Source organism: Paucibacter sp. PLA-PC-4 (assembly GCF_026241155.1).
Classification (GTDB): Bacteria; Pseudomonadota; Gammaproteobacteria; order Burkholderiales; family Burkholderiaceae_C; genus Roseateles_E.
Genome location: NZ_JAPFGP010000022.1, coordinates 50,323 through 71,493 on the forward strand (window position 1 = coordinate 50,323; position 21,171 = coordinate 71,493).

Here is a 21,171-nt window from a genome sequence, read left to right on the forward strand (position 1 = left end):
CCTCAGCCGGCCAGCAAGGCGAACACGGCCGGCACCTTGTCCGGCAGGCTTTGCGGCTTGGCCCGCCATTGCGCCACCGTGGTACTGCGGGTCCAGCCCTGGGCCAGGCTCAGGCCGCAACTGACCGACAGCCGTGTTTGCGGCTTCAACTGGGTCAGCAGGGCTTGCATCAGTGCCTCGTTGCGATAGGGCGTCTCGATCATCAGTTGCGTCTGCTGCTGTCGCAGCGACAGGGCCTCGAGCTCGCGGATCCGTGCGCTACGTGCTGGCGCATCGACCGGCAGATAGCCGACGAAGGCGAAGCTCTGGCCATTGAGGCCACTGGCCGCCAGCGCCAGCAGCAGCGAGCTCGGGCCGCTCAGCGGCACCACTTCGATGCCTTCGGCGTGGGCGGCCGCCACCAGATTGGCGCCGGGATCTGCGATCGCCGGCAAGCCTGCTTCCGAGATCAGGCCAACATCATGGCCGTCGTGTGCCGGTGCTAGCAACTCGCTCCAGGCCTTGCTTTGGTCGCCGGCGGTTTTTCCGGCCGGCTGCCCTTTGGGCGGGCGGGGCAGCTCGGTGATCTGCAGGCTTTGCAGGGGCTGGGTCAACGGTATGACGGCATCCACCCGCTTCAAAAAAGCGCGCGTGGTCTTGGCGTTCTCTGCGGCCCAATGGCCCAGCCGCGCCGCGATCTGGATGGCGTGCAGCGGCAGTACGGTCTGCAGATCGACTTCCGCGTCAGCGACGCCGAAGTCCAGGGTGTTGGGCACCAGATAGAGTTTGCCGCTCATGCTGAGGCTCCCGTCAGCAGCTCGATGCCGGCCAGGCGCAGGAGCCGGCAGGTGCGTATCAAGGGCAGGCCAATCAGGGCTGTCGGGTCGTCGGATTCGATGCTGCTCAGCAGCGCGATGCCCAGGCCCTCGGCCTTGGCGCTGCCGGCGCAGTCATAGGGCTGTTCGGCGCGCAGATAGTTCTCGATCTCCGCGGCACTGAGGGTGCGAAAGCGCACCCGTACCGGGGCCAGGTCTTGTGCGGAGAAATCCTGCGCGGCGCAGACCACGGCCAGCGCCGTATGAAAAACCACCGGCTGACCGCTCATGGCTTGGAGCTGATCGCGCGCGCGCTCGTGGGTCCCGGGCTTGCCCAGGGCCTGGCCGTGCAGATCGGCCACCTGATCGGATCCGATCACGACGGCCTCAGGGTGTTGTCTGGCCACGGCTTGCGCCTTGGCCAAGGCCAGCCGTGTTGCCAGCGCTGCCGGTGCTTCGCCAGGCAAAGCTGTCTCATCAACGTCGGGGCTGACGACATCAAACGCAATGCGCAGGCGGCGCAGCAGTTCTTGGCGATAGGGGGAGCTGGAGCCGAGAATCAGCCGGCGCTCATGGGGGGCTTGGATGGGCATGGGCGCGATTTTCCCATTGCCGCGCCTCGTACACTTGCGCCATGACTATCCGTTCCAGCTCCAAGCCCGCGCGCGAACTCGATCCGCGCAAACTGGATGTCGCCGCTTTTGCGCGCGACGCCGCCAGCCTGCAGGGGCAATGGCTGGCCGCCGAGCTCATTCGGCTGGCTGATGCCGCCGCGCCCGAGGCGCCGGCCAGCAACTGGCCGCACGTGCAATGGACAGCGCGCGGCGAGCAGCGCAAGCCGCGTGGCAGCGAGCCGCAGACCTGGCTGTATCTGGAAGCTTCGGCGCAGACGGCGCTGACCTGCCAGCGCTGCTTGCAGCCGGTCCATGAATCCGTCCAGTTCGAGCGCTGGTTTCGCTTTGCGCGCGATGAAAACGAGGCCGCCAGCCTGGATGCCGAGAGCGAGGAGGATGTGCTGGCATTGCCGCGCAGCCTGGATCTGCGGGAGCTCGTCGAAGATGAGCTCTTGCTGGATCTGCCGCTTGTGCCCCGCCACGAGGTCTGCCCGCAGGCGCTCCCCATGCCCTCGGATGATGCCGAGCACGGGGAGCAGGAGGAGCGGCCGAATCCGTTTGCCGTACTGGCGGCGCTGAAGAAGAAGTGATGTCGAAGCAGCACTTGGGAGAAACCTCAGGTGCGTGCTAGAATCGCGGGCTTTCCCGGTTCAGGGGTCATTTGCGCATGGCAGGGGCCTGTGCTTGGCGCGTGGTGCGCATGACAAGAATGGACCGGGCGTCGGTACTTACATTGGAAGTGAGCGGCAGTGGTAGCAGGCTTGAACAAGTCTGGCCTGCATGCCTTCCATCACCGCAGCTCTAGGAGAATTTTCATGGCCGTTCAGCAAAACAAGAAGTCGCCTTCCAAGCGTGGCATGCACCGCTCGCACAATGCACTGGTCAATCCGGGCACCGCGATCGAGCCGACCACCGGCGAAGTGCACCTGCGTCACCATATCAGCCCGACCGGCTTCTATCGTGGCCGCAAGGTCCTGAAGACCAAGGCTGACGCCTGAATCGGCTTGTGCCGCCGGCCCTGAGCCGCGGCGCCCGAACAGGTGATAAGCGCAAAACCCGGCCTGTTCCGTGCAGTGCCGGGTTTTTGTGTTGGTGTGTGGCTTTATCGTCCCGGGTGCGCCCGCTTGTCCGCAGGCCTGGGCTCGCGTAAGGTCCGCACATTCGCAGCAAGGGCCTGAGGCCTGCTGTCATACCTCCTCCTGCCTCGATGTTTCCAACTGATTCAAGCGCTGGTGCGCCCCTTCGCCTGGCCGTCGACTGCATGGGCGGCGACCATGGCCCTTCGGTGACGCTGCCGGCTTGCCGGGCATTTCTGGACAAGCATCCCGAGGCCGAGTTGCTGCTGGTCGGGCGCCCCGAGGCGCTGGCCGCCGCTGCGCAATGGCCGCGCTGTCATCTGGTGGCGGCCAGCGAGGTGGTCAGCATGGACGATCCTGTCGAGGTGGCGTTGCGCCGCAAGAAGGACTCGTCGATGCGCGTGGCGATCAGCCAGCTCAAGGCCATTGACGGCGCCTCGCCGCGGGCCCAAGCCTGTGTCTCGGCCGGCAATACCGGTGCCTTGATGGCGGTGGCCCGCTATCTGCTCAAGACGCTGGAGGGCATCGATCGCCCGGCCATTGCGACCGTGATGCCCAACCAGACCGGCCGCTACACGACTGTGCTGGACCTGGGGGCCAATGTCGACTGCACGGCCGAGCATCTGCTGCAATTCGCGGTGATGGGCTCGGCTCTGGTTGCTGCGGTCGAGGGGCGCGAAGAGCCGACCGTGGGCCTGCTCAACATCGGCGAAGAGGCGATCAAGGGCAGCGAGACGATCAAGCGTGCCGGCGACTTGCTGCGCCAGGCCGATGCCGCCGGGCAGCTGAACTTTTACGGCAATGTCGAAGGTAATGACATCTTCAAGGGCACGACCGATCTGGTGGTCTGCGACGGCTTCGTCGGCAATGTCGCACTGAAGACGGCCGAGGGTCTGGCGACCATGATCTCGACCATCATCAAGGAAGAGTTTGGCCGCAGTTGGCTGACAAAGGCGGCGGCAGTGTTGGCGATGCCGGTACTCAAGCGTTTTAAGGGGCGTGTCGATCATCGCCGCTTCAACGGTGCGGCGCTGCTGGGCCTGCGCGGTCTGGTGTTCAAGAGCCATGGTTCGGCCGATGCCTACGCCTTCGAGCAGGCCTTGAACCGGGCGTATGATGCCGCCCGCAACCGGTTGTTGGACCGGGTCCATGATCGCATCATCGCCACGCTGCAGGCCATGCCGGCCGCTGCCCAGGGCGATGCAGGAGACAAGGTGGCCGACGCCGCCCAAGCCGCATGACAACTCCCTCATCGAAGCCACTGTTTGCCCGTATTCTCGGCACGGGCAGCTATCTGCCCCCGAAGCGTCTGTCCAATGCCGATCTCGCGGCGCAGCTGGCACTTGACGGCATCGAGACCTCCAATGAATGGATCGTCGAGCGCACCGGCATTCATGCGCGGCACTTTGCCGACGACGGTGTGGCGGCCAGCGACTTGGCCCTGCCTGCCGCCCGCGCGGCGCTGGAGGCGGCCGGTGTGGCCGCCGAGGAGATCGACCTGATCATCGTCGCGACTTCGACGCCGGACATGGTCTTCCCGTCCACCGCCGCCTTGCTGCAGCACAAGCTGGGCGTGGCTGGCTGTGCCGCTTTCGATGTGCAGGCCGTCTGCTCGGGCTTTGTCTACGCGCTGACGGTGGCCGATTCGATGATCAAGACTGGCGCTGCAACCAAGGCCCTGGTCATCGGCGCCGAGGTGTTCTCGCGCATTCTCGATTTCAAGGACCGCACGACCTGCGTGCTGTTTGGCGACGGCGCGGGTGCTGTGGTGCTGGGTGCCAGCGAAGAGCCGGGCATTCTGGCTTCTGAGCTGCACGCCGATGGTCGTCACGCCGGCATCTTGTGTGTGCCGGGTACCGTGGCTGGTGGCCAGGTCCTGGGCGATCCGTTGCTGAAGATGGATGGCCAGGCGGTGTTCAAGCTGGCAGTGGGCGTGTTGGAGAAGGTGGCACGCTCGGTGTTGGAGAAAGCCGGCCGCAGTGAGGCCGACATCGATTGGCTGATTCCGCACCAGGCCAATATCCGCATCATGCAGGGTACGGCCAAAAAGTTGAAGATGCCGCTGGACAAGCTGATCGTGACCGTCGACGAGCACGGCAACACCTCGGCCGCCTCGATTCCGCTGGCGCTCGATGTGGCGGTGCGCAGCGGCAAGGTCAAGCGCGGTGACACCGTGATGTTGGAAGGTGTGGGCGGCGGCTTCACCTGGGGCGCGGTGCTGCTGGATTTCTGACCAGAGAAGTAACAAGATTCTTATGAGCGCAAAGTTCGCATTCGTGTTCCCGGGCCAGGGCTCGCAAGCCGTTGGCATGTTGGACGCCTGGGGTGATCATCCTGAAGTGCTTCGCACGCTGGCCGAGGCTTCGGCCGCGCTGGGCGAGGACATCGGCGCCCTGATCAAGGCCGGCCCCAAGGAGCAACTGGACCTGACGACCAACACCCAGCCGGTGATGCTGACGGCTGGCATCGCCTGTTACCGGGCCTGGATTGCAGAGACCGGCCTGCTGCCCGCCGCGGCGGCCGGCCATTCGCTCGGTGAGTACACCGCCCTGGTGGCCTGCGGCGCCCTGAGCCTGGCCGATGCGCTGCCGTTGGTGCGCTTGCGTGCCCAGGCCATGCAAGAAGCCGTGCCGGTGGGCGTTGGCGCGATGTACGCCATCCTGGGCCTGGACGGCGAGACCGTGCGTGCATGCTGCCTTCAGGTGGCGGCCGAGACCGGCGAGGTGATCGAGGCGGTGAACTTCAATGACCCCAAGCAGACGGTGATTGCCGGCAGCAAGGCTGGTGCCGAGAAGGCCGCCGAGGCGCTGAAGGCTCTGGGGGCCAAGCGCGCGCTGCCGCTGCCGGTGTCGGCACCCTTTCATTCCAGCCTGATGAAGTCGGCGGCCGAGCGCCTGCGCGAGAAGCTGGCCGGCGTGAATTTCGCGGCCCAGGCCTTCCCTGTGATCAACAACATCGATGTGGCCGTCACCGACAGCGCCGATGCGCTGCGCGATGCGCTGTACCGCCAGGCCTTCGGCCCGGTGCGCTGGGTCGAAGTGGTGCAGGCGCTGAAGGCGCGCGGCCTGAACACCATCATCGAATGCGGCCCCGGCAAGGTGCTGGCCGGCATGGCCAAGCGCATCGATGCCGACATCATCAGCACCACGGTGCTGGACCCGGCCTCGCTGGCCGAAACCAAGAATTTGCTGTCCTGAACCCATGAGTGATACCCAACAAACAGCCCTGGTCACCGGTGCCAGCCGGGGCATTGGCCGCGCGATTGCGCTGCATCTGGCGAGCCAAGGCTTTACCGTGATCGGCACGGCCACCAGCGAAGCCGGCGCCGCCGCCATCAGCGAGGCCTTGGCGCCGCTGGGCGGTCGCGGCCTGGTGCTCAACGTCAATGACGCCGCCGCCTGCGAGGCGGCTGTCGATACCATCGTGAAGAGCGATGGCGGTCTGCAGGTGCTGGTCAACAATGCTGGCATCACTCGTGACACCTTGTCCATGCGCATGAAGGACGAGGACTGGGACGCGGTCCTGGACACCAACTTGAAGGCAGTTTTCCGCATGAGCCGTGCGGTCATGCGCACCATGATGAAGCAGCGTTACGGCCGCATCATCAACATCACTTCGGTGGTCGGTGCGACCGGCAATCCCGGTCAGGCCAATTACGCGGCGGCCAAGGCCGGCGTCGCAGGCATGACCCGTGCGCTGGCCCGCGAGCTGGGCAGCCGTGGTGTCACCGTCAACTGCGTGGCGCCCGGTTTCATCGCGACCGACATGACCGAAGTCCTGCCCGAGGCGCAAAAAGCCGCGCTGCTGGCGCAGATTCCTGTGGGTCGCCTGGGCGCACCCGAGGAGATCGCCGCCGCTGTCGCATTTCTTGCCTCGGCCCAAGCCGCCTACATTACCGGCAGCGAATTGCATGTCAACGGAGGCATGTTCATGAATTGAGGTGGGTGTTTCAGACACCCACCCACCGGATTTGCCCGGCCGGTGAAGGACCGCTGGATGTGATGTCTTGCCTTGACTTAGGCGCGTCACCCTAGAGGCCTTAGAATCCCGGGCTGTTCCTAGCAAACCCCTCCTGGAGGAGTCATGAGCGATATCGAAGCACGTGTCAAGAAAATCATCGCCGAGCAACTCGGCGTGCCTGAGTCCGATGTGTCCAACGAGAAGGCCTTTGTGGCTGACCTGGGCGCTGACTCGCTCGACACCGTGGAATTGGTGATGGCCCTCGAAGACGAGTTCGGCATCGAAATCCCCGATGAAGAAGCTGAGAAGATCACCACCGTGCAGTTGGCGATCGACTACGCCGTCAAGCACCAGAAGGCCTGAGCCTCGCGCTCTGGCATTTCGTTAACTGATCCCCGTACCGCATGAGCCGTCGTCGCGTCGTTGTTACCGGACTTGGTCTGATCAGCCCCGTGGGCAACACGGTGGCTGAAGGCTGGGCCAATATCCTGGCCGGTCAATCCGGCATTGACCGCATCACCCGTTTCGATGCCTCGGCCTTTGCCTGCCAGTTCGCTGGCGAGGTGAAGGGCTTCAATGTTGGAGACTACATCTCCACCAAGGAAGCGCGAACGATGGACACCTTCATCCACTACGGATTGGCGGCGTCCATACAGGCGGTGCAGGATGCGGGTCTGCCCACGGGCGATCAGTTGACGGCAGAGCAGGCCGAGCGTATCGGCGTGCTGGTGGGCTCCGGTATCGGTGGCCTGCCGATGATTGAAGAGACCCACGCGGAACTGACGAACCGCGGCCCGCGCCGCATTTCGCCATTCTTCGTGCCGGCCTCCATCATCAATATGATTTCCGGGCATGTCTCGATCAAGTTCGGCTTCCAAGGGCCGAACCTGGCAATCGTGACGGCCTGCACCACCGGTCTGCACGCCATCGGACAGGCCGGCCGGCTGATCGAATACGGCGACGCCGATGTGATGGTCGCCGGCGGTGCCGAGTCCACGGTGTCGCCGCTGGGCGTCGGTGGCTTTGCTGCAGCGCGCGCGCTGTCGACTCGCAATGACGACCCGAAAACCGCGTCGCGCCCCTGGGACAAAGATCGAGACGGCTTTGTGCTGGGCGAGGGCGGCGGTGTGCTGGTGCTCGAAGAGTACGAGCATGCCAAGAAGCGCGGCGCCAAGATCTACTGCGAGTTGGCCGGTTTCGGCATGGGTGCAGATGCCTTTCACATGACCGCGCCCAATGTGGACGGCCCCAAGCGGTCGATGAGGGCGGCTCTGCGCAACGCCGGACTGAACCCCGATCAGATTCAGTACATGAATGCCCACGGCACCTCGACGCCGCTGGGTGATGTGAACGAGACGAATGCCATCAAGCTGGCCTTCGGCGACCACGCCAAAGAGATGGTGATCAGCTCGACCAAGTCCATGACCGGCCATTTGCTGGGCGGGGCAGGGGGTATCGAGTCGGTGTTCACCGCCTTGGCCGTGCATCAGCAGGTGGCCCCACCCACCATCAACATCTTCAATCAGGATCCCGAGTGCGACCTGGACTACTGCGCCAATGAGGCGCGGCCGATGAAGATCGAATACGCCGCAAAGAACAACTTCGGCTTCGGCGGCACCAACGGTACGCTGATTTTCAAGCGCGTCTGAGGCCGGGGCCATGCCGGCCCAGCGTCAGGCGAGCGCATTGCAGATCGCCGTCGGATCCGACGGGGTTCGGGCTGCGCTGATGACCGCTGTGGCGCTGCCGGCCGGCGGCGCTTCGATGGCTGCGCTGATGAGTCAGTCCGGGTTGGGCATTCCCGCCGCTCATCAGCTGAGCTGGCTCTTGCTTGGCACGCTGCTGCTGCCCGGTGCCGTGCGGATGAGTCGGCGGTGCAGCCGCACCAGGTCCACGAGCTTGCGCTGGGGCGGGCGGCATTGCTGGCTTGACGAGACGCCGGTGCGTCCCCGCCCGGTGATCGATCTGGGCGCTTCACTGCTGCTGCTGCGCGTGGCTTTGCGTTCGCTCCTGCAGCGCTACCGCCTGTCGCTCAACCGCCTGTCGCACTACCTCCCGCTGGCGCGCGCGCGCGGTGCTGCGCATAGGCCCCAGCTGCGAGCGACCCCGAACTCGGCGTGCATCGTTGCGAGTCGCAAACCATGAGCGAGCCAGATCCCGACCGGTTGCTGGTCGAGCGCGTCCAACGCGGCGACGTTAAGGCCTTCGAGATGCTGGTGCTCAAGTACCAGCGGCGCATTGAGCGTCTGATCGCGCGCATGGTGCGTGATGTCGATCTGGTTGCCGATATCGCGCAGGAGACTTTTCTGCGCGCCTACCGCGCCCTGCCGGGGTTTCGGGGGGAGAGCGCCTTCTACACCTGGCTGCACCGCATCGCGGTCAATAGCGCGAAGAAGGCCCTGGTTCAGCTCCGGCGGGACCCGTTGCTGAGCGAGGCATCCCTCAAGTCGGGGGATGAGGAGGAGGAAACTTTTGCCGTCGACAGCGTACTAAGTGATGGCGCAACACCCGAGTCGCTGCTGTCCAGCAAGGAGTTGGGTGCGGCGGTGAACGCTGCTGTTGATGCGCTGCCTGACGATTTCAGGCAGGCCTTGGTGCTGCGCGAGGTCGAAGGCCTGAGCTATGACGAGATCGCCAGCCTGATTGGCTGCCCGGCGGGCACGGTCAGATCGCGCATCTTCAGGGCCCGCGAGGCGGTCGCCGCGCGGCTGCGGCCGCTGCTGGGTACGCGCGAGGGTGAGCGTTGGTGAAATGAGCTTGAAGATGGAGTGTGCGATGCGAAGTCCCGATTTCCGGCCCCAGAGCCAGAGCCAGAGGCCACTCGGCCCGGCGCTGTCGGCGCTGGCCGATGGCGAGGCCGACATCGCTGAGACCAGCGCGCTGCTGCGCGCCTGGCCCGAGCAAGGCCTGCGCGAGCAATGGCAGACCTATCAGCTGATAGGGGACAGCCTTCGCTCGGCCGAGCTGGCGCATGACATCGGCCGTGGCGAGGACCTGCTGGCCCGCCTGCGGCCGCAGTTGCTGGCCGAGCCGCGCATCGTCGCTGCGCAGGCCCGGCTGCAGCGCTGGCTGGCGCCCGCCGCCGTGGCCGCCGGCTTCGTCGCCTTGGCGGCCGGCCTGACGAACTTGCCTGTGTTTATTGCTTCGCCGCCGAACGAGGTCCTGGCCGCCGCGCCATCCACCAGGCCGCTGCTGGTGCCGGCGCCCGCCCTGTCTTTTGCTCAATCGGCTGGACTTGCCGGCGATGCGCTGCTGGTGGAGCTGCCGCCCGAGCCGGCCGTGACTAAAGACAGTGCGCCAGCGTCGCAGCCATAGTGGCCTGGCCCGAGTGGCCTGACAAGAGCCGCCGTCTTGCGGCAAGATCACCAAAACCTGGGCCAAGCGACCGAACCGCGCTTGTGTCATCCTCACCTGTCCGAAAGCCCACTATCCCTCATCATGCAAACAAGCTCTGATCCTCGTCACGCCCTGTCGCGCTGGTCCGCCGCGCTGCTGTCGGCGGCCGTCCTCTCGCTCGGCCTGGGTATGAGCGTGGCGCCCCGGCAGGCCTCGGCGCAGGTGCGCGAGCTGCCCGACTTTGCCGAGTTGGTCGAGCGCTCGGCGCCTTCGGTGGTCAATATCCGCACCTCGGAGCGCGTGCGTCGGGCGGCCGGCACACCGGAGATGGACGAGCAGATGCTGGAGTTCCTGCGTCGCTTCGGCATCCCTGTGCCCAATCAGCGCCCCGGCACCCCGCGTGGCGGTGAAGAGGACGATCAGCCGCAGCGTCGCGGTGTCGGCTCCGGCTTCATTCTCAGCGCCGACGGCCTGGTGATGACCAATGCGCATGTGGTGGACGGCGCCGACGAGGTCTGGGTCACTTTGCCAGACAAGCGCGAGTTCAAGGCCAAGCTCATTGGCGCCGATGCACGCACCGATGTTGCGGTCGTCAAGATCGAGGCAGCCGGGCTGCCGGCAGTCAAGATCGGCGACGTGAACCGGCTGCGCGTCGGTGAGTGGGTGCTGGCGATTGGCTCGCCCTTTGGCTTCGACAGCACAGTCACCGCTGGCATCGTCAGCGCCAAGGCGCGCGACACCGGCGACTTTCTGCGCTTCATCCAGACCGATGTGGCCATCAATCCTGGAAATTCGGGCGGCCCGCTGCTGAATATGCGCGGCGAGGTGATCGGCATCAACTCGCAGATCTACAGCCGCTCGGGCGGCTTCATGGGCATCTCGTTCGCGATTCCGATCGACGAGGCCATCCGCGTCTCCGACCAACTGCGCAGCGCGGGTCGGGTGATACGCGGGCGCATCGGCGTGCAGCCTACCGATGTCAGCAAGGAGGTGGCCGAGGCCATCGGCCTGGGTAAGCCGCAGGGCGCGCTGGTGCAGAACATCGTCGAGGACAGCCCGGCCGAGAAGGCCGGGCTGGAGGGCGGCGATGTGATCGTCAAGTTCGACGGTAAGGCGGTCGAGAAGGCCAGCGATCTGCGCCGCGTGGTGGGCGCCACCAAGCCCGGCAGCAAGGTCACGATGCAGGTGTTCCGACGCGGCACATACAAGGATCTGAGCATCACGGTGGCTGAGCTGGAGGATGACAGCCCGCGCCGCGCCGCCGAGCCCAGCGCCAAGCCCACGCCGACGTTGGGGCTGACCGTGGTCGAGCTGACCGAGGCCCAAAAGCGCGAGCTGAAGTTGCGCAACGGCGTGCGCGTGGAGGCGGTCGAGGGAGCGGCGGCGCGCGCGGGTCTGCGCGAGGGCGACCTGATCCTGTCTGTGGACAACACCGAGATCAGCAGCGTCAAGCAGTTCCAGAGCGTGGTCGCTAAGCTGGAGAAGGCCAAGCAGATCACCATGCTGGTTCGCCGGGGCAGTGCGGTCAACTTCGTGCTGGTCAAACCCGGCCGTTGAGCCCGCGGCCGCTCGCCCGGCGCCCGACAGTGGCGCCGGGTCTTTCCACTTTGTGGAATTGCGGGAGGGCTTGCTGTCAGGAAACGATGGGTTGGCGCTTGCTAACTTTTATGGCTCAAGGCTCGATTGCGGGGCTGGTCAGATAGAATCAAGCCTTGTCCGGCGGGCTTTGTGCGCGCCGCACAATGCAAACGCGAGCTGGCTCAAACTATCCCCAGGCCATCCACAGCATCTTGTGGATAAGCTGTTGATAATTTGATGTTGGCGGACCGCAACGGCAGCAAATCCGGGGACGCCGCGGTTTTCAGCCGGGGGCTTTTGGCTACAATGAAGGCCCAACAAGCAGTTGCCATAAGTTTTGTTGGAAGGCGCGTCACCGTTTCGACGTGCCTTTTTTTTATGTCCGGCACGGCCCTCGCGGGCCTTCACATCGCTTCGCGATATGAGCCTTCCATGCAACGGCTGCGCCGTTGAAGCTTCGGCCGCTCGAGGCCGAGATTGAGTCCATGAACCACATCCGCAATTTCTCCATCATCGCCCACATCGACCACGGCAAGAGCACGCTGGCGGATCGCATCATTCAACGTTGCGGGGGGCTCTCGGACCGGGAGATGGAGGCGCAGGTGCTGGACTCGATGGACATCGAGCGCGAGCGCGGCATCACGATCAAGGCCCAGACCGCTGCGCTGCAGTACACGGCCAAGGATGGCAAGACTTACAACCTGAACCTGATCGACACGCCCGGGCATGTGGACTTCTCCTACGAGGTCAGCCGTTCGCTGTCGGCCTGCGAGGGCGCGCTGCTGGTGGTCGATGCCAGCCAGGGTGTCGAGGCGCAGACGGTGGCCAACTGCTACACCGCGCTGGATTTGGGCGTCGAGGTGGTGCCAGTGCTCAACAAGATGGATCTGCCCAGCGCCGATCCCGACAACGCCAAAGCCGAGATCGAGGATGTGATCGGCATCGACGCGACTGACGCCATCCCCTGCAGCGCCAAGACGGGCATGGGCATCGACGAGATCATCGAAGCCGTGATCGCGCGCATGCCGCCGCCCAAGGGCGTGGTCGAGGCGCCGCTGCGCGCGATGATCATCGACAGTTGGTACGACGCCTATGTGGGTGTGGTGATGCTGGTGCGCGTGGTCGACGGCACCCTGAGGCGGGGCGAGCGCATCCGCATGATGGCGTCGAACGCCGTTTACCCGGCCGAGCACCTGGGTGTGTTCGCCCCCAAGTCGGAAAAGCGCGAGCAGCTCAACGCCGGCGAGGTGGGTTTCGTGATCGCCGGTATCAAGGAGTTGCAGGCCGCCAAGGTGGGCGACACCATCACGCTGGAGAAGAAGCTGCCTAACAACCTCGGCCCGGCCGAGCAGGCCTTGCCCGGCTTCAAGGAGATCCAGCCCCAGGTGTTTGCCGGCCTGTATCCGACAGAGGCCAGCGAGTACGACCAACTGCGCGATGCGCTGGAGAAGCTCAAGCTCAACGACTCCTCGCTGCGCTACGAGCCCGAGGTCAGCCAGGCGCTGGGCTTTGGCTTTCGCTGCGGCTTCCTGGGTCTGCTGCATATGGAGATCGTCCAGGAGCGGCTGGAGCGCGAGTTCGACCAGGACCTGATCACCACCGCGCCCAGCGTGGTCTACGAGGTGCTGCTCAATGACGGCACGGTGATCGAGGTCGAGAACCCGTCCAAAATGCCGGACCTGGGTCTGCTGCAGGAGATCCGCGAGCCCATCGTCACCGTGCATCTGTACATGCCGCAGGACTATGTCGGCCCGGTGATGACGCTGGCCAACCAAAAGCGCGGCAATCAGATCAATATGGCCTACCACGGCCGCCAGGTCATGCTGACCTACGAGATGCCGCTGGCTGAGATCGTCCTGGACTTCTTCGACAAGCTGAAGTCGGTCTCGCGCGGTTATGCCTCGATGGACTACGAGTTCAAGGAGTACCGCGCCTCCGACGTCGTCAAGGTCGACATCCTGATCAACGGCGACAAGGTCGACGCACTGTCCATCATCGTGCACCGGGTGCAGAGCCAGTTCCGCGGCCGCGGTGTGGCCGCCAAGATGCGCGAGCACATCCCGCGCCAGATGTATGACGTGGTGATCCAGGCGGCCATCGGCTCCAACATCATCGCTCGCGAGAACATCAAGGCGATGCGCAAGAACGTGCTGGCAAAATGCTACGGCGGCGACATCAGCCGCAAACGCAAGCTGCTCGAAAAGCAGAAGGCCGGCAAGAAGCGCATGAAGCAGATCGGCTCGGTCGAGGTGCCGCAAGAAGCCTTCCTGGCCATTCTCCAAGTTGAAGACTGATTACTTAGAAGCGACCGACGATCAATGAGTGCTCTGACCGGAATTCTCTATGCCGCCCTGATCGCCTATCTGGGCGGCTGGTACACCGGCTACTGGAGCGGCAACTTTGCGTTGCTGCTCTTCATCTTGACCAGCGTGACGATGGCCTATTGGCTGGCCGAGCGCTTTCATTTCCAGCCCGCGCGCGAGCGTGCGGCGGCCCAGTTGCTGGCGGCCGACGCGCAGCGCCGCGAGAAGCTGGCCGGCCAGGGCATCACCCGGGTTGACAGCGATGTGAGCAGCGCACGCGAGGCCGTGCTGCGCCAGCCCTGGTGGCTGGACTGGACCGCCGGCTTGTTCCCGGTGATTCTGATGGTGTTCCTGCTGCGCTCCTTCCTGTTCGAGCCCTTCAAGATCCCGTCCGGCTCGATGGTGCCGACCCTCTTGGTGGGTGACCTGATCCTGGTCAACAAGTTCCATTACGGCGTGCGCCTGCCGGTGCTGAACAAGAAGATCATCGCCAACAACGACGTCAAGCGCGGCGATGTGATGGTGTTTCGCTACCCCGAGGACACGAGCCTTGACTTCATCAAGCGCGTCGCCGCCATCCCTGGCGACGAGGTCAGCTACCTGAACCAGAAGCTCTATATCAATGGCCAGTTGGCCCCGGTCCAACCCCAGGGCGACTACTACGACGAGGACAGCCTGGCCTACCGCGCACGCTTCATGGAAAAGCTCGGCGACAAGGAACACCAGATCCTGGTTGACCCTAAGCGCTCGCCGCTGTTCCGGGCCGACCGCCGTGACGGTCCTTTTCCTTTCCAGGATAACTGCAAGTACAGCCCCGAAGGCGTGACTTGCAAGGTGCCGGCCGGCCACTACTACGTGCTGGGCGACAACCGCGACAACTCGCGCGATTCGCGCTTCTGGGGCTTTGTGCCGGACGAGAACATCGTCGGCAAGGCCTTTGTGGTTTGGATGAATTTCGGTAACCTCAAGCGCGTCGGCACCTCGTTCTGAGGTGTCGCGACCAGAACCACAACGACAAGGGTAGAAGATCGATGCGCCAGCCAGCAACAAGATTTCAGCAACGCGGTATCAGCCTGTTCGGTCTGTTGTTCTGGGGCGTGTTGATCGCTTGCACGGCCGTGGTCGGCATGCGGGTATTTCCAAGTGTGCTTGAGTACTACACGATCCAGGGCGTGATCACCCGCATTGCCAAGGGCAATCCGGCCACCGTGCCGGCGGTGCGTCAGGAGTTCGACCGCATCAAGCAAGTCGAGTACTCGATCGTCAGCATCAGCGGTTCGGACCTGGTGGTCAGCAAGGACAACGACCGGGTGCAGATCAGCTTCTCCTACGAGAAGGAGATCGAGTTGGCCGGCCCCGCCTTCTTGCTGCTGAAGTACCAGGGCCAGTCGAAGTAAGTCAGACCTCGCGCATGAACCCGACCCACCAGTCATTGCAGCAACGCCTGGGCTACCACTTTGCCGAAGTCGGTCTGCTCGCGCGCGCGCTGACGCACCGCAGCTTTGGCGCCGACCACAACGAGCGCCTGGAATTTCTCGGCGACGCGGTGCTGAGTCTGGCCGTTTCCAGCCTGCTGTACGAGCGCTTTGCCGGTTCGGATGAGGGTGATCTGACCCGTGTGCGTGCCCATCTGGTACGCGAGGACAGCCTGCACAAGCTGGCCGTCCAGCTGGGCCTGCCTGCGGTGCTGCGCATGTCCGAAGGCGAGGCCAAGGGCGGCGGCGCGCAGCGCCCGTCCATCTTGGCAGATGCGCTGGAAGCGGTGATCGGCGCGGCGTTTGTCGATGGCGGTTACACGGCAGCGCTGGAGGTGGTGCGTGGCCTGTTTGGCGATCTGATCGCGAACTCGGGCACCGACAACTGGGGCAAGGACGCGAAGACGGCTTTGCAAGAATGGCTGCAGGCGCGCCGCCTGGCCGTGCCGACTTACCGCATCACCGAAACCCGCGGCCAGGCCCATGCCCAGACCTTCGAGGTCGAGTGCGCCGTGCCCGCGCTGAGTCTGGCCAAGCGTGGCGAAGGGCGTTCACGCCGCGCTGCGGAACAAGATGCCGCCCGTCGATTGCTCGACGAACTGATTGCCCGCGACAAGCCAGGCTCTGGCTTGCGCGACTAAGGAGCGGCCTCGCGCCGACACCCCATGACCGACAACACCACACCCCCGGACGACTCTGCGTCCGAGGGCAAACCGCCTGCTACCGGCTACACCCTCCCGCCGATACCGGCCGCCGGCTCGGGGGCGACCTCGCTGTCCAGCGATGCCGCCCCCAAGGCCAGCGGCGGCAAGATGCCCGACGGCACGGCTCAGCGCTGTGGCCTGATCGCCATCGTCGGCCGACCCAATGTCGGCAAGTCCACTCTGCTGAATGCGCTGGTGGGGCAGAAGGTCAGCATCACCTCCAACAAGGCCCAGACCACCCGCCACCGCATCACCGGCGTGCGCACGGTTGAGGAAGCCCAGTTCGTCTTTGTCGACACGCCTGGTTTTCAGACCAAGCACAACGCCGCGCTGAACCGCAATCTCAACCGCACCGTGCACGGCGTGCTGTCCGATGTGGACCTGGTGCTGTTTGTTGTCGAGGCTGGGCGTTTCGGCCTGGACGACGCCAAGGTCCTGTCGCTGCTGCCGCAGGACAAACCCGTCGTGCTGATCGCCAACAAGCTCGACGCCGTGCACCGCCGCGCCGAGCTCGCGCCCTGGCTCAAGAGCATGCAGGAGCGCCGCAACTTCAGCGAGTTCATACCGATCTCGGCCAAGAAGCAAAGCGATGTGCAGCGCCTGTTCAAGATCCTCAAGCCCTATCTGCCCGAGCAGGAGTGGTTCTACGATGAGGACGCGTTGACCGACCGGTCGGAGAAGTTCCTGGCCAGCGAGATCATCCGCGAGAAGCTGTTCCGTCTGACCGGCGACGAGCTGCCCTACACCTCGACCGTGGTGATCGACAAATGGGAAGACGAGGGCGCGCTGCGCCGCATCTCGGCCTCCATCGTTGTCGAGCGCGATGCCCACAAGGGCATGGTGATCGGGCAGGGCGGTGAGCTGCTCAAGCGCATCGGCTCCGAATCGCGCCAGGAACTCGAGCATCTGATGGAGGGCCGTGTCTTCCTGGAGTTGTGGGTCAAGGTGCGCTCGGGCTGGGCCGATAGCGAAGAGCATCTGCGCTCCTACGGCTACGAGTAATGCCTCCAAGAGGCACGCGCGCTCCGGCTGTCCAGCAGGCCTTCGTCCTGCACCACTATGACTGGAGCGAAACCAGCCTGGTGCTGGACCTCTTCACCCGTGAGCAAGGCCGGCTGGCCGTAGTGGCCAAGGGTGCCAAGCGACCCTACTCGCAGCTGCGCGCCGTGTTGCTGCCTTTTCAGCGCATCCAGGTCAGCCTGTCCAAGCCTGCCAAGGCAGGCGAGGGCGCCGCCGAGGTCGTGACCCTGCGCGGCGCGGAATGGGCTGGCGGCGCGACGATGCCGGCCGGCGCCGCGCTGTTTTCCGGCTACTACCTCAACGAGCTGCTGCTAAAGCTGCTGGCGCGCCAGGACCCGCATCCGGCGCTGTTCGATGCCTATGCGCAGACTCTGCCCCAGCTGCATGCCAGCGAGGATGTGCAGTCGCAAGCGGCCTTGCGGGCCTTCGAGTTGCGCCTGTTGATGGAGCTCGGTCTGTTGCCGGACCTGAGCCTGTCCAGCCTCACGCAGGCGCCACTGGATCTGCAGCGGCACTACATGTTGTCGCCCGAGTCCGGCGTGGTCTCGCCCGCAGCCGATTCGGTGAGCTTCACCGGCGCCACCCTGGTCCAGCTGCAGGCGGCGCTGCTGCACGGCAGCATGGCCGCGCTGCAGCAGTCCTGTGCGCCGGTCTTGCCGGCGCTCAAGACCGGGTTGCGCGCCTTGCTTCACTATCATCTGGGTCACAAACCCCTGCGCACCCGCCAAATCATGCTGGACGTGCAGAAACTGCTGGAAAGGACATGATGCCCCCACGCTCACTTCGTTCACTGCCCCCCTCGGGGGCACGCTGTGCCCTTCGGGCGGCCGGGCGGGCCCAGCGATGAACCCGCTGGTTGCTCCCGAGTCTTCGTCGCATCACGGTGCGCGCTGCGCGCTGTCGGTCAATGTCAACAAGGTGGCCCTGCTGCGTAACACCCGGCACCTGGGCATTCCCAGCGTCACGCGCGCGGCCGAGTTGTGCCTGCTGGCCGGTGCGCAAGGCATCACAGTGCACCCGCGGCCCGATGGCCGTCATATCCGAACAGCCGACGTGCACGAGCTGGCCGAGCAGCTGAAGACATGGCCCCATGCCGAGTACAACATCGAGGGCAATCCGACACAGAATCTCATGGACTTCGTGCGCGAGCTGCGTCCGCACCAGGTCACCTTCGTGCCCGATAGCGAGGACCAGTTCACCTCGGACCATGGCTGGAGCCTGCCCGCCGATATGGCGCGGCTGCGCCCGCTGATCGATGAGTGCAAGAGCCTGGGTGTGCGCGTCAGTCTCTTCATGGACCCGACGCCTGAGGCCATGCCGCTGGTGGCTGAGCTGGGCGCCGAGCGCATCGAGCTATATACCGAAACCTACGCCAGCGCGTTTGGCACCGAACGTCAGGCCGAGGTGCTGGCCGGGTTCACGCGTACGGCCGAGGCCGCACTGGCTGTGGGCCTTGCCATCAATGCCGGCCACGACTTGAGCCGCGACAACTTGACGACCTTCCTGCGCGCGGTGCCCGGCGTGCAGGAGGTGTCGATCGGCCATGCCTTGATCGCCGATGCGCTGGAGCTGGGCTATACCGAAACCGTACGCGAGTATCAGCGCGCCATTCAGAACGCTTACGCATGATCTACGGCATCGGTACCGACATCTGCGACATCCGCCGTATCCGCGACACCCTGGCCCGGCGCGGCGAGCGCTTTGCCCAGAAGGTGCTGGGCGCGCATGAGATGGCGGTGTTCCGCGAGCGCCGTGCCAAGGTCGAGGCGCGTGGTGTGGCCTACCTGGCCACCCGCTTCTCGGCCAAGGAAGCCTTCTCCAAGGCGATCGGCATGGGTATGCGCATGCCGATGACCTGGCGTGCCTGCGAGATCGTCAAGGCGCCAAGCGGCAAGCCCGAGATCCGCCTGCATGGCGAACTGGCTGCCTGGTTCGAGGCCAAGGGCCTCAAAGCCCATGTGACCGTCACCGACGAAACCGAATACGCGGCCGCCTTTGTGGTGGTCGAAACCAAGGAATAAAGCTCCGAAGATGAACGAAATGCATGCTCCCGTGGTGCTGGATGTGGCTGGCCTGAGCCTGGACGCCAACGACCGACGCCGCCTGGCCCATCCGCTGGTCGGCGGCCTGATCCTGTTTGGCCGCAACTTCGAGAGTCGCGCCCAGCTGACCTCGCTGTGCGCCGAGATCAAAGCCATCCGTCCCGATGTGCTGATCGCGGTCGACCATGAAGGCGGCCGCGTGCAGCGCTTCAAGACCGATGGCTTTACCCAGCTGGCGGCGATGCGCACACTTGGCGAGCTGTGGATGACGGATGCCTTGCGCGCCACCAATGCGGCCACCGCCACCGGCTTTGTGCTGGCCGCCGAGTTGCGTGCCTGTGGCGTCGATTTCAGCTTCACGCCGGTGCTGGACCTCGACTACGGCGAGAGCAGCGTGATCGGCGAGCGCAGCTTCCACCGCGACCCGCGCGTTGTCAGTCTCTTGGCCAAGAGTCTGATGCAAGGCCTGCTGCTGGCCGGCATGAGCAGCTGCGGCAAGCACTTCCCCGGCCATGGTTTCGTGAAGGCCGACAGCCATGTGGCCATTCCCGTGGACAAGCGCAGCCTCAAGGCCATCCTGGCCGAGGACGCCAAGCCCTATGAGTGGCTAGGCCTGAGCCTGTCGGCGGTGATGCCGGCCCATGTGATCTACCCCAAGGTGGATGCGCGTCCGGCCGGCTTCAGCCCGCGCTGGCTGCAGGAGATCCTGCGCGAGCGCCTGGGCTTTGGCGGTGCGATCTTCAGCGACGACCTGGGCATGGCCGGCGCTCGCGTGATCGAAGGCCGCCCGGTCGGTTTCACCGAGGCGGCACTTGCCGCGCTGACGGCCGGCTGCGATCTGGTGCTGTTGTGCAACCAATCGAATGTGGGCCAGGGTGAAGCGATTGATGAGCTGCTCGATGGTCTGACGGCTGCGCAGGCCGAGGGGCAATGGACGCCTGAGCCCGACAGCGAATCGCGTCGCCTGGACCTGCTACCGCAGACCGTGCCGCTGACCTGGGACGAGCTGATGCGCAACCCGCGCTATCTGGCGGCGGTTGAGCGCTTGGCCTGATGCTTTCGTATGACTGAGTGTATGGCCCTGGAGCCACTGGGCATGCCCCGGGGGAGGGGGGGCAGAGATGGCGATGGTACGCATTGTGAGGGTCTTAAGCGACGCCCGGCCGCATGACGCCTACCTGCTTGCCAATACAGTCCCGACGCGCGAAGTGACTTCGCCTGCGCGCTTGGCTTTGGTCATCACGCTGCCATCTGATAGGGTAAATGCTGCGCCCAGTGATGGTGGATCACGCCGTTGTTGAGCAATAGGTTGGTCACCACTTGTTCACTGACGTCGAAATTGGCGGCTGCTTCTTCAATGGCATACGACGATAGGTCGCCATCCAGAAAGGATAACAAGGAATCCAGCGGGCACAAGAGTTCGGCTGCGAATGCGCGCTGGTATTTCTGACGTGATGTGCTCAGATCGGTCGATGCGAGCCACCTCTCAACCTCGTCTGAAGGGCGAAGATACTCGCCGAGAAAACGTGCCAACTCGAATCGCTGCCCAACCACATTGCGTTTGCGCGGAACGAATTTTAGATGATCTCTGTGTGTCGGTATTGCCACTGCGGCGGGCGACCGCCCCACCGGGGGCGACCAGTTGCCGAGGCCATCGCTGCTCAGGCCGAGCAACTCATGTAGCTCCCGGCTGGGCATAGGGTTGGCAACGTTGCCAATTCTTCGGCGAAGCGCCCGCGCGTCATGGACCGCTCGCTCCCACGGTGCGCCTTGTTTCAAGTGATTGATGTCGTCAGGCCTTATGGTTGGCGAGCCAATGATGCCGTCGGCGTCAGCCAACTCCCCGAGCGTCGCCAAGTCGGCGCTATGCCCCGACGATGAAACGGCTGGTGCCAACTCAGACAGCGCTAAATCCCCAATCTGCTCCTTCCATTGCAGAGCGGCGTTCAGCATCTCTGCTTGACACTCTTCGGGGTCAAAGCCCAGTTCGGCCTCCAGCTTTCTTCGGCGAGCCGCCTCAGGATCTGCAAGGTCTTCCTGCAGGATGGCCCAAAGGTGAGCCAGATCAGTTCCGGCAAGTTCTCGGGCATCGAGCCGAGCAAGCACGCTCTGGACAAAGCGGTGAACGCTCTGTTGAAACCCCCCCCCGCGTCAAAATACTTGTCGCCCCGATAGAACGATGAACCTGGGGGCGCAGTGAGAACGAGTTGGCAAGGTACGGACAAGCATTCAAGGACAGAGCGGTAGCACGCATGCTGCCGCCGGAGAG

Annotated in this window: 24 protein-coding genes; 21 read left to right on the forward strand and 3 right to left on the reverse strand. The window is 64.6% G+C overall.

All coding sequences use genetic code 11. The features are described 5' to 3' along the window. Positions 1-2 precede the first annotated feature (2 nt). Positions 3-776: an SAM-dependent methyltransferase gene (locus tag OOZ63_RS25250; RefSeq protein ID WP_266008427.1), complete on the reverse strand. Its 774-nt coding sequence runs from the start codon at positions 774-776 to the stop codon at positions 3-5. After that, entirely contained in the window at positions 773-1,387 is a 615-nt protein-coding gene (locus OOZ63_RS25255; RefSeq protein WP_266008428.1) for a Maf family nucleotide pyrophosphatase, read from the reverse strand. Before OOZ63_RS25255 ends, OOZ63_RS25250 begins: the two co-directional genes overlap by 4 nt. Before the next feature lie 41 nt (positions 1,388-1,428). On the opposite strand from OOZ63_RS25255, the gene OOZ63_RS25260 reads away from it, so the two are divergent. The 21 genes from OOZ63_RS25260 to nagZ all read left to right on the forward strand — a co-directional run bounded on the left by OOZ63_RS25260 (position 1,429) and on the right by nagZ (position 19,956). Then, entirely contained in the window at positions 1,429-1,998 is a 570-nt protein-coding gene (locus OOZ63_RS25260; RefSeq protein WP_266008429.1) for a YceD family protein, read from the forward strand. A gap of 225 nt (positions 1,999-2,223) precedes the next feature. Beyond that, positions 2,224-2,406 (forward strand): 50S ribosomal protein L32, encoded by a 183-nt coding sequence (gene rpmF / locus OOZ63_RS25265; RefSeq protein WP_137943039.1) that lies wholly within the window; start codon positions 2,224-2,226, stop codon positions 2,404-2,406. Positions 2,407-2,615: 209 nt separating this feature from the next. Beyond that, a complete protein-coding gene (gene plsX / locus OOZ63_RS25270; protein WP_266008431.1) occupies positions 2,616-3,725 on the forward strand; it encodes a phosphate acyltransferase PlsX in 1,110 nt (369 codons plus the stop codon). Further along, positions 3,722-4,717: a beta-ketoacyl-ACP synthase III gene (locus tag OOZ63_RS25275; protein ID WP_266008432.1), complete on the forward strand. Its 996-nt coding sequence runs from the start codon at positions 3,722-3,724 to the stop codon at positions 4,715-4,717. Before plsX ends, OOZ63_RS25275 begins: the two co-directional genes overlap by 4 nt. Positions 4,718-4,739: 22 nt before the next feature. Next, entirely contained in the window at positions 4,740-5,681 is a 942-nt protein-coding gene (gene fabD / locus OOZ63_RS25280; RefSeq protein ID WP_266008433.1) for an ACP S-malonyltransferase, read from the forward strand. Between the two features lie 4 nt (positions 5,682-5,685). Then, positions 5,686-6,423, forward strand: a complete 738-nt coding sequence (fabG, locus tag OOZ63_RS25285; RefSeq protein WP_266008434.1) for a 3-oxoacyl-ACP reductase FabG — start codon at positions 5,686-5,688, stop codon at positions 6,421-6,423. Positions 6,424-6,567: 144 nt separating this feature from the next. Next, positions 6,568-6,807: an acyl carrier protein gene (gene acpP / locus OOZ63_RS25290; protein ID WP_137943034.1), complete on the forward strand. Its 240-nt coding sequence runs from the start codon at positions 6,568-6,570 to the stop codon at positions 6,805-6,807. Between the two features lie 41 nt (positions 6,808-6,848). Then, complete coding sequence (gene fabF, locus OOZ63_RS25295; RefSeq protein WP_266008435.1) at positions 6,849-8,093, forward strand: beta-ketoacyl-ACP synthase II; 1,245 nt, start codon at positions 6,849-6,851, stop codon at positions 8,091-8,093. A gap of 10 nt (positions 8,094-8,103) precedes the next feature. Beyond that, entirely contained in the window at positions 8,104-8,589 is a 486-nt protein-coding gene (locus OOZ63_RS25300) for a hypothetical protein (protein WP_266008436.1), read from the forward strand. Then, positions 8,586-9,194 carry an RNA polymerase sigma factor RpoE gene (gene rpoE / locus OOZ63_RS25305; protein ID WP_266008437.1) on the forward strand — a complete coding sequence of 203 codons (609 nt, stop codon included), beginning with the start codon at positions 8,586-8,588 and terminating at the stop codon, positions 9,192-9,194. The genes OOZ63_RS25300 and rpoE overlap by 4 nt, the downstream gene beginning before the upstream one ends. 25 nt (positions 9,195-9,219) lie before the next feature. Further along, positions 9,220-9,759 (forward strand): sigma-E factor negative regulatory protein, encoded by a 540-nt coding sequence (locus tag OOZ63_RS25310; protein WP_266008438.1) that lies wholly within the window; start codon positions 9,220-9,222, stop codon positions 9,757-9,759. 123 nt (positions 9,760-9,882) lie between these two features. Further along, positions 9,883-11,337 (forward strand): DegQ family serine endoprotease, encoded by a 1,455-nt coding sequence (locus OOZ63_RS25315; protein WP_416234786.1) that lies wholly within the window; start codon positions 9,883-9,885, stop codon positions 11,335-11,337. 506 nt (positions 11,338-11,843) lie between these two features. Further along, positions 11,844-13,652 carry a translation elongation factor 4 gene (lepA, locus tag OOZ63_RS25320; RefSeq protein WP_266008439.1) on the forward strand — a complete coding sequence of 603 codons (1,809 nt, stop codon included), beginning with the start codon at positions 11,844-11,846 and terminating at the stop codon, positions 13,650-13,652. Positions 13,653-13,676: 24 nt separating this feature from the next. Continuing rightward, the gene (gene lepB / locus OOZ63_RS25325; RefSeq protein ID WP_266008440.1) at positions 13,677-14,651 is read left to right on the forward strand and encodes a signal peptidase I; all 975 of its coding nucleotides are present in this window, start codon (positions 13,677-13,679) and stop codon (positions 14,649-14,651) included. Between the two features lie 41 nt (positions 14,652-14,692). Next, the gene (locus OOZ63_RS25330) at positions 14,693-15,058 is read left to right on the forward strand and encodes a DUF4845 domain-containing protein (RefSeq protein ID WP_266008441.1); all 366 of its coding nucleotides are present in this window, start codon (positions 14,693-14,695) and stop codon (positions 15,056-15,058) included. Between the two features lie 14 nt (positions 15,059-15,072). Continuing rightward, positions 15,073-15,777 (forward strand): ribonuclease III, encoded by a 705-nt coding sequence (rnc, locus tag OOZ63_RS25335; protein WP_266008442.1) that lies wholly within the window; start codon positions 15,073-15,075, stop codon positions 15,775-15,777. A 24-nt stretch (positions 15,778-15,801) separates the two neighbouring features. After that, positions 15,802-16,842, forward strand: a complete 1,041-nt coding sequence (gene era, locus OOZ63_RS25340) for a GTPase Era (protein ID WP_416234787.1) — start codon at positions 15,802-15,804, stop codon at positions 16,840-16,842. Continuing rightward, on the forward strand, positions 16,842-17,627 hold the full coding sequence (gene recO, locus OOZ63_RS25345) for a DNA repair protein RecO (protein ID WP_266008443.1): 786 nt from the start codon (positions 16,842-16,844) through the stop codon (positions 17,625-17,627). The genes era and recO overlap by 1 nt, the downstream gene beginning before the upstream one ends. Before the next feature lie 76 nt (positions 17,628-17,703). Further along, positions 17,704-18,489 (forward strand): pyridoxine 5'-phosphate synthase, encoded by a 786-nt coding sequence (locus OOZ63_RS25350; RefSeq protein ID WP_266008444.1) that lies wholly within the window; start codon positions 17,704-17,706, stop codon positions 18,487-18,489. Further along, the gene (gene acpS, locus OOZ63_RS25355; RefSeq protein WP_266008446.1) at positions 18,486-18,881 is read left to right on the forward strand and encodes a holo-ACP synthase; all 396 of its coding nucleotides are present in this window, start codon (positions 18,486-18,488) and stop codon (positions 18,879-18,881) included. Before OOZ63_RS25350 ends, acpS begins: the two co-directional genes overlap by 4 nt. A gap of 10 nt (positions 18,882-18,891) precedes the next feature. Next, positions 18,892-19,956: a beta-N-acetylhexosaminidase gene (gene nagZ, locus OOZ63_RS25360; protein WP_266008447.1), complete on the forward strand. Its 1,065-nt coding sequence runs from the start codon at positions 18,892-18,894 to the stop codon at positions 19,954-19,956. A gap of 185 nt (positions 19,957-20,141) precedes the next feature. On the opposite strand, the gene OOZ63_RS25365 is transcribed toward nagZ, so the two are convergent. Next, complete coding sequence (locus OOZ63_RS25365; protein WP_266008448.1) at positions 20,142-21,008, reverse strand: ImmA/IrrE family metallo-endopeptidase; 867 nt, start codon at positions 21,006-21,008, stop codon at positions 20,142-20,144. Positions 21,009-21,171: the final 163 nt, after the last annotated feature.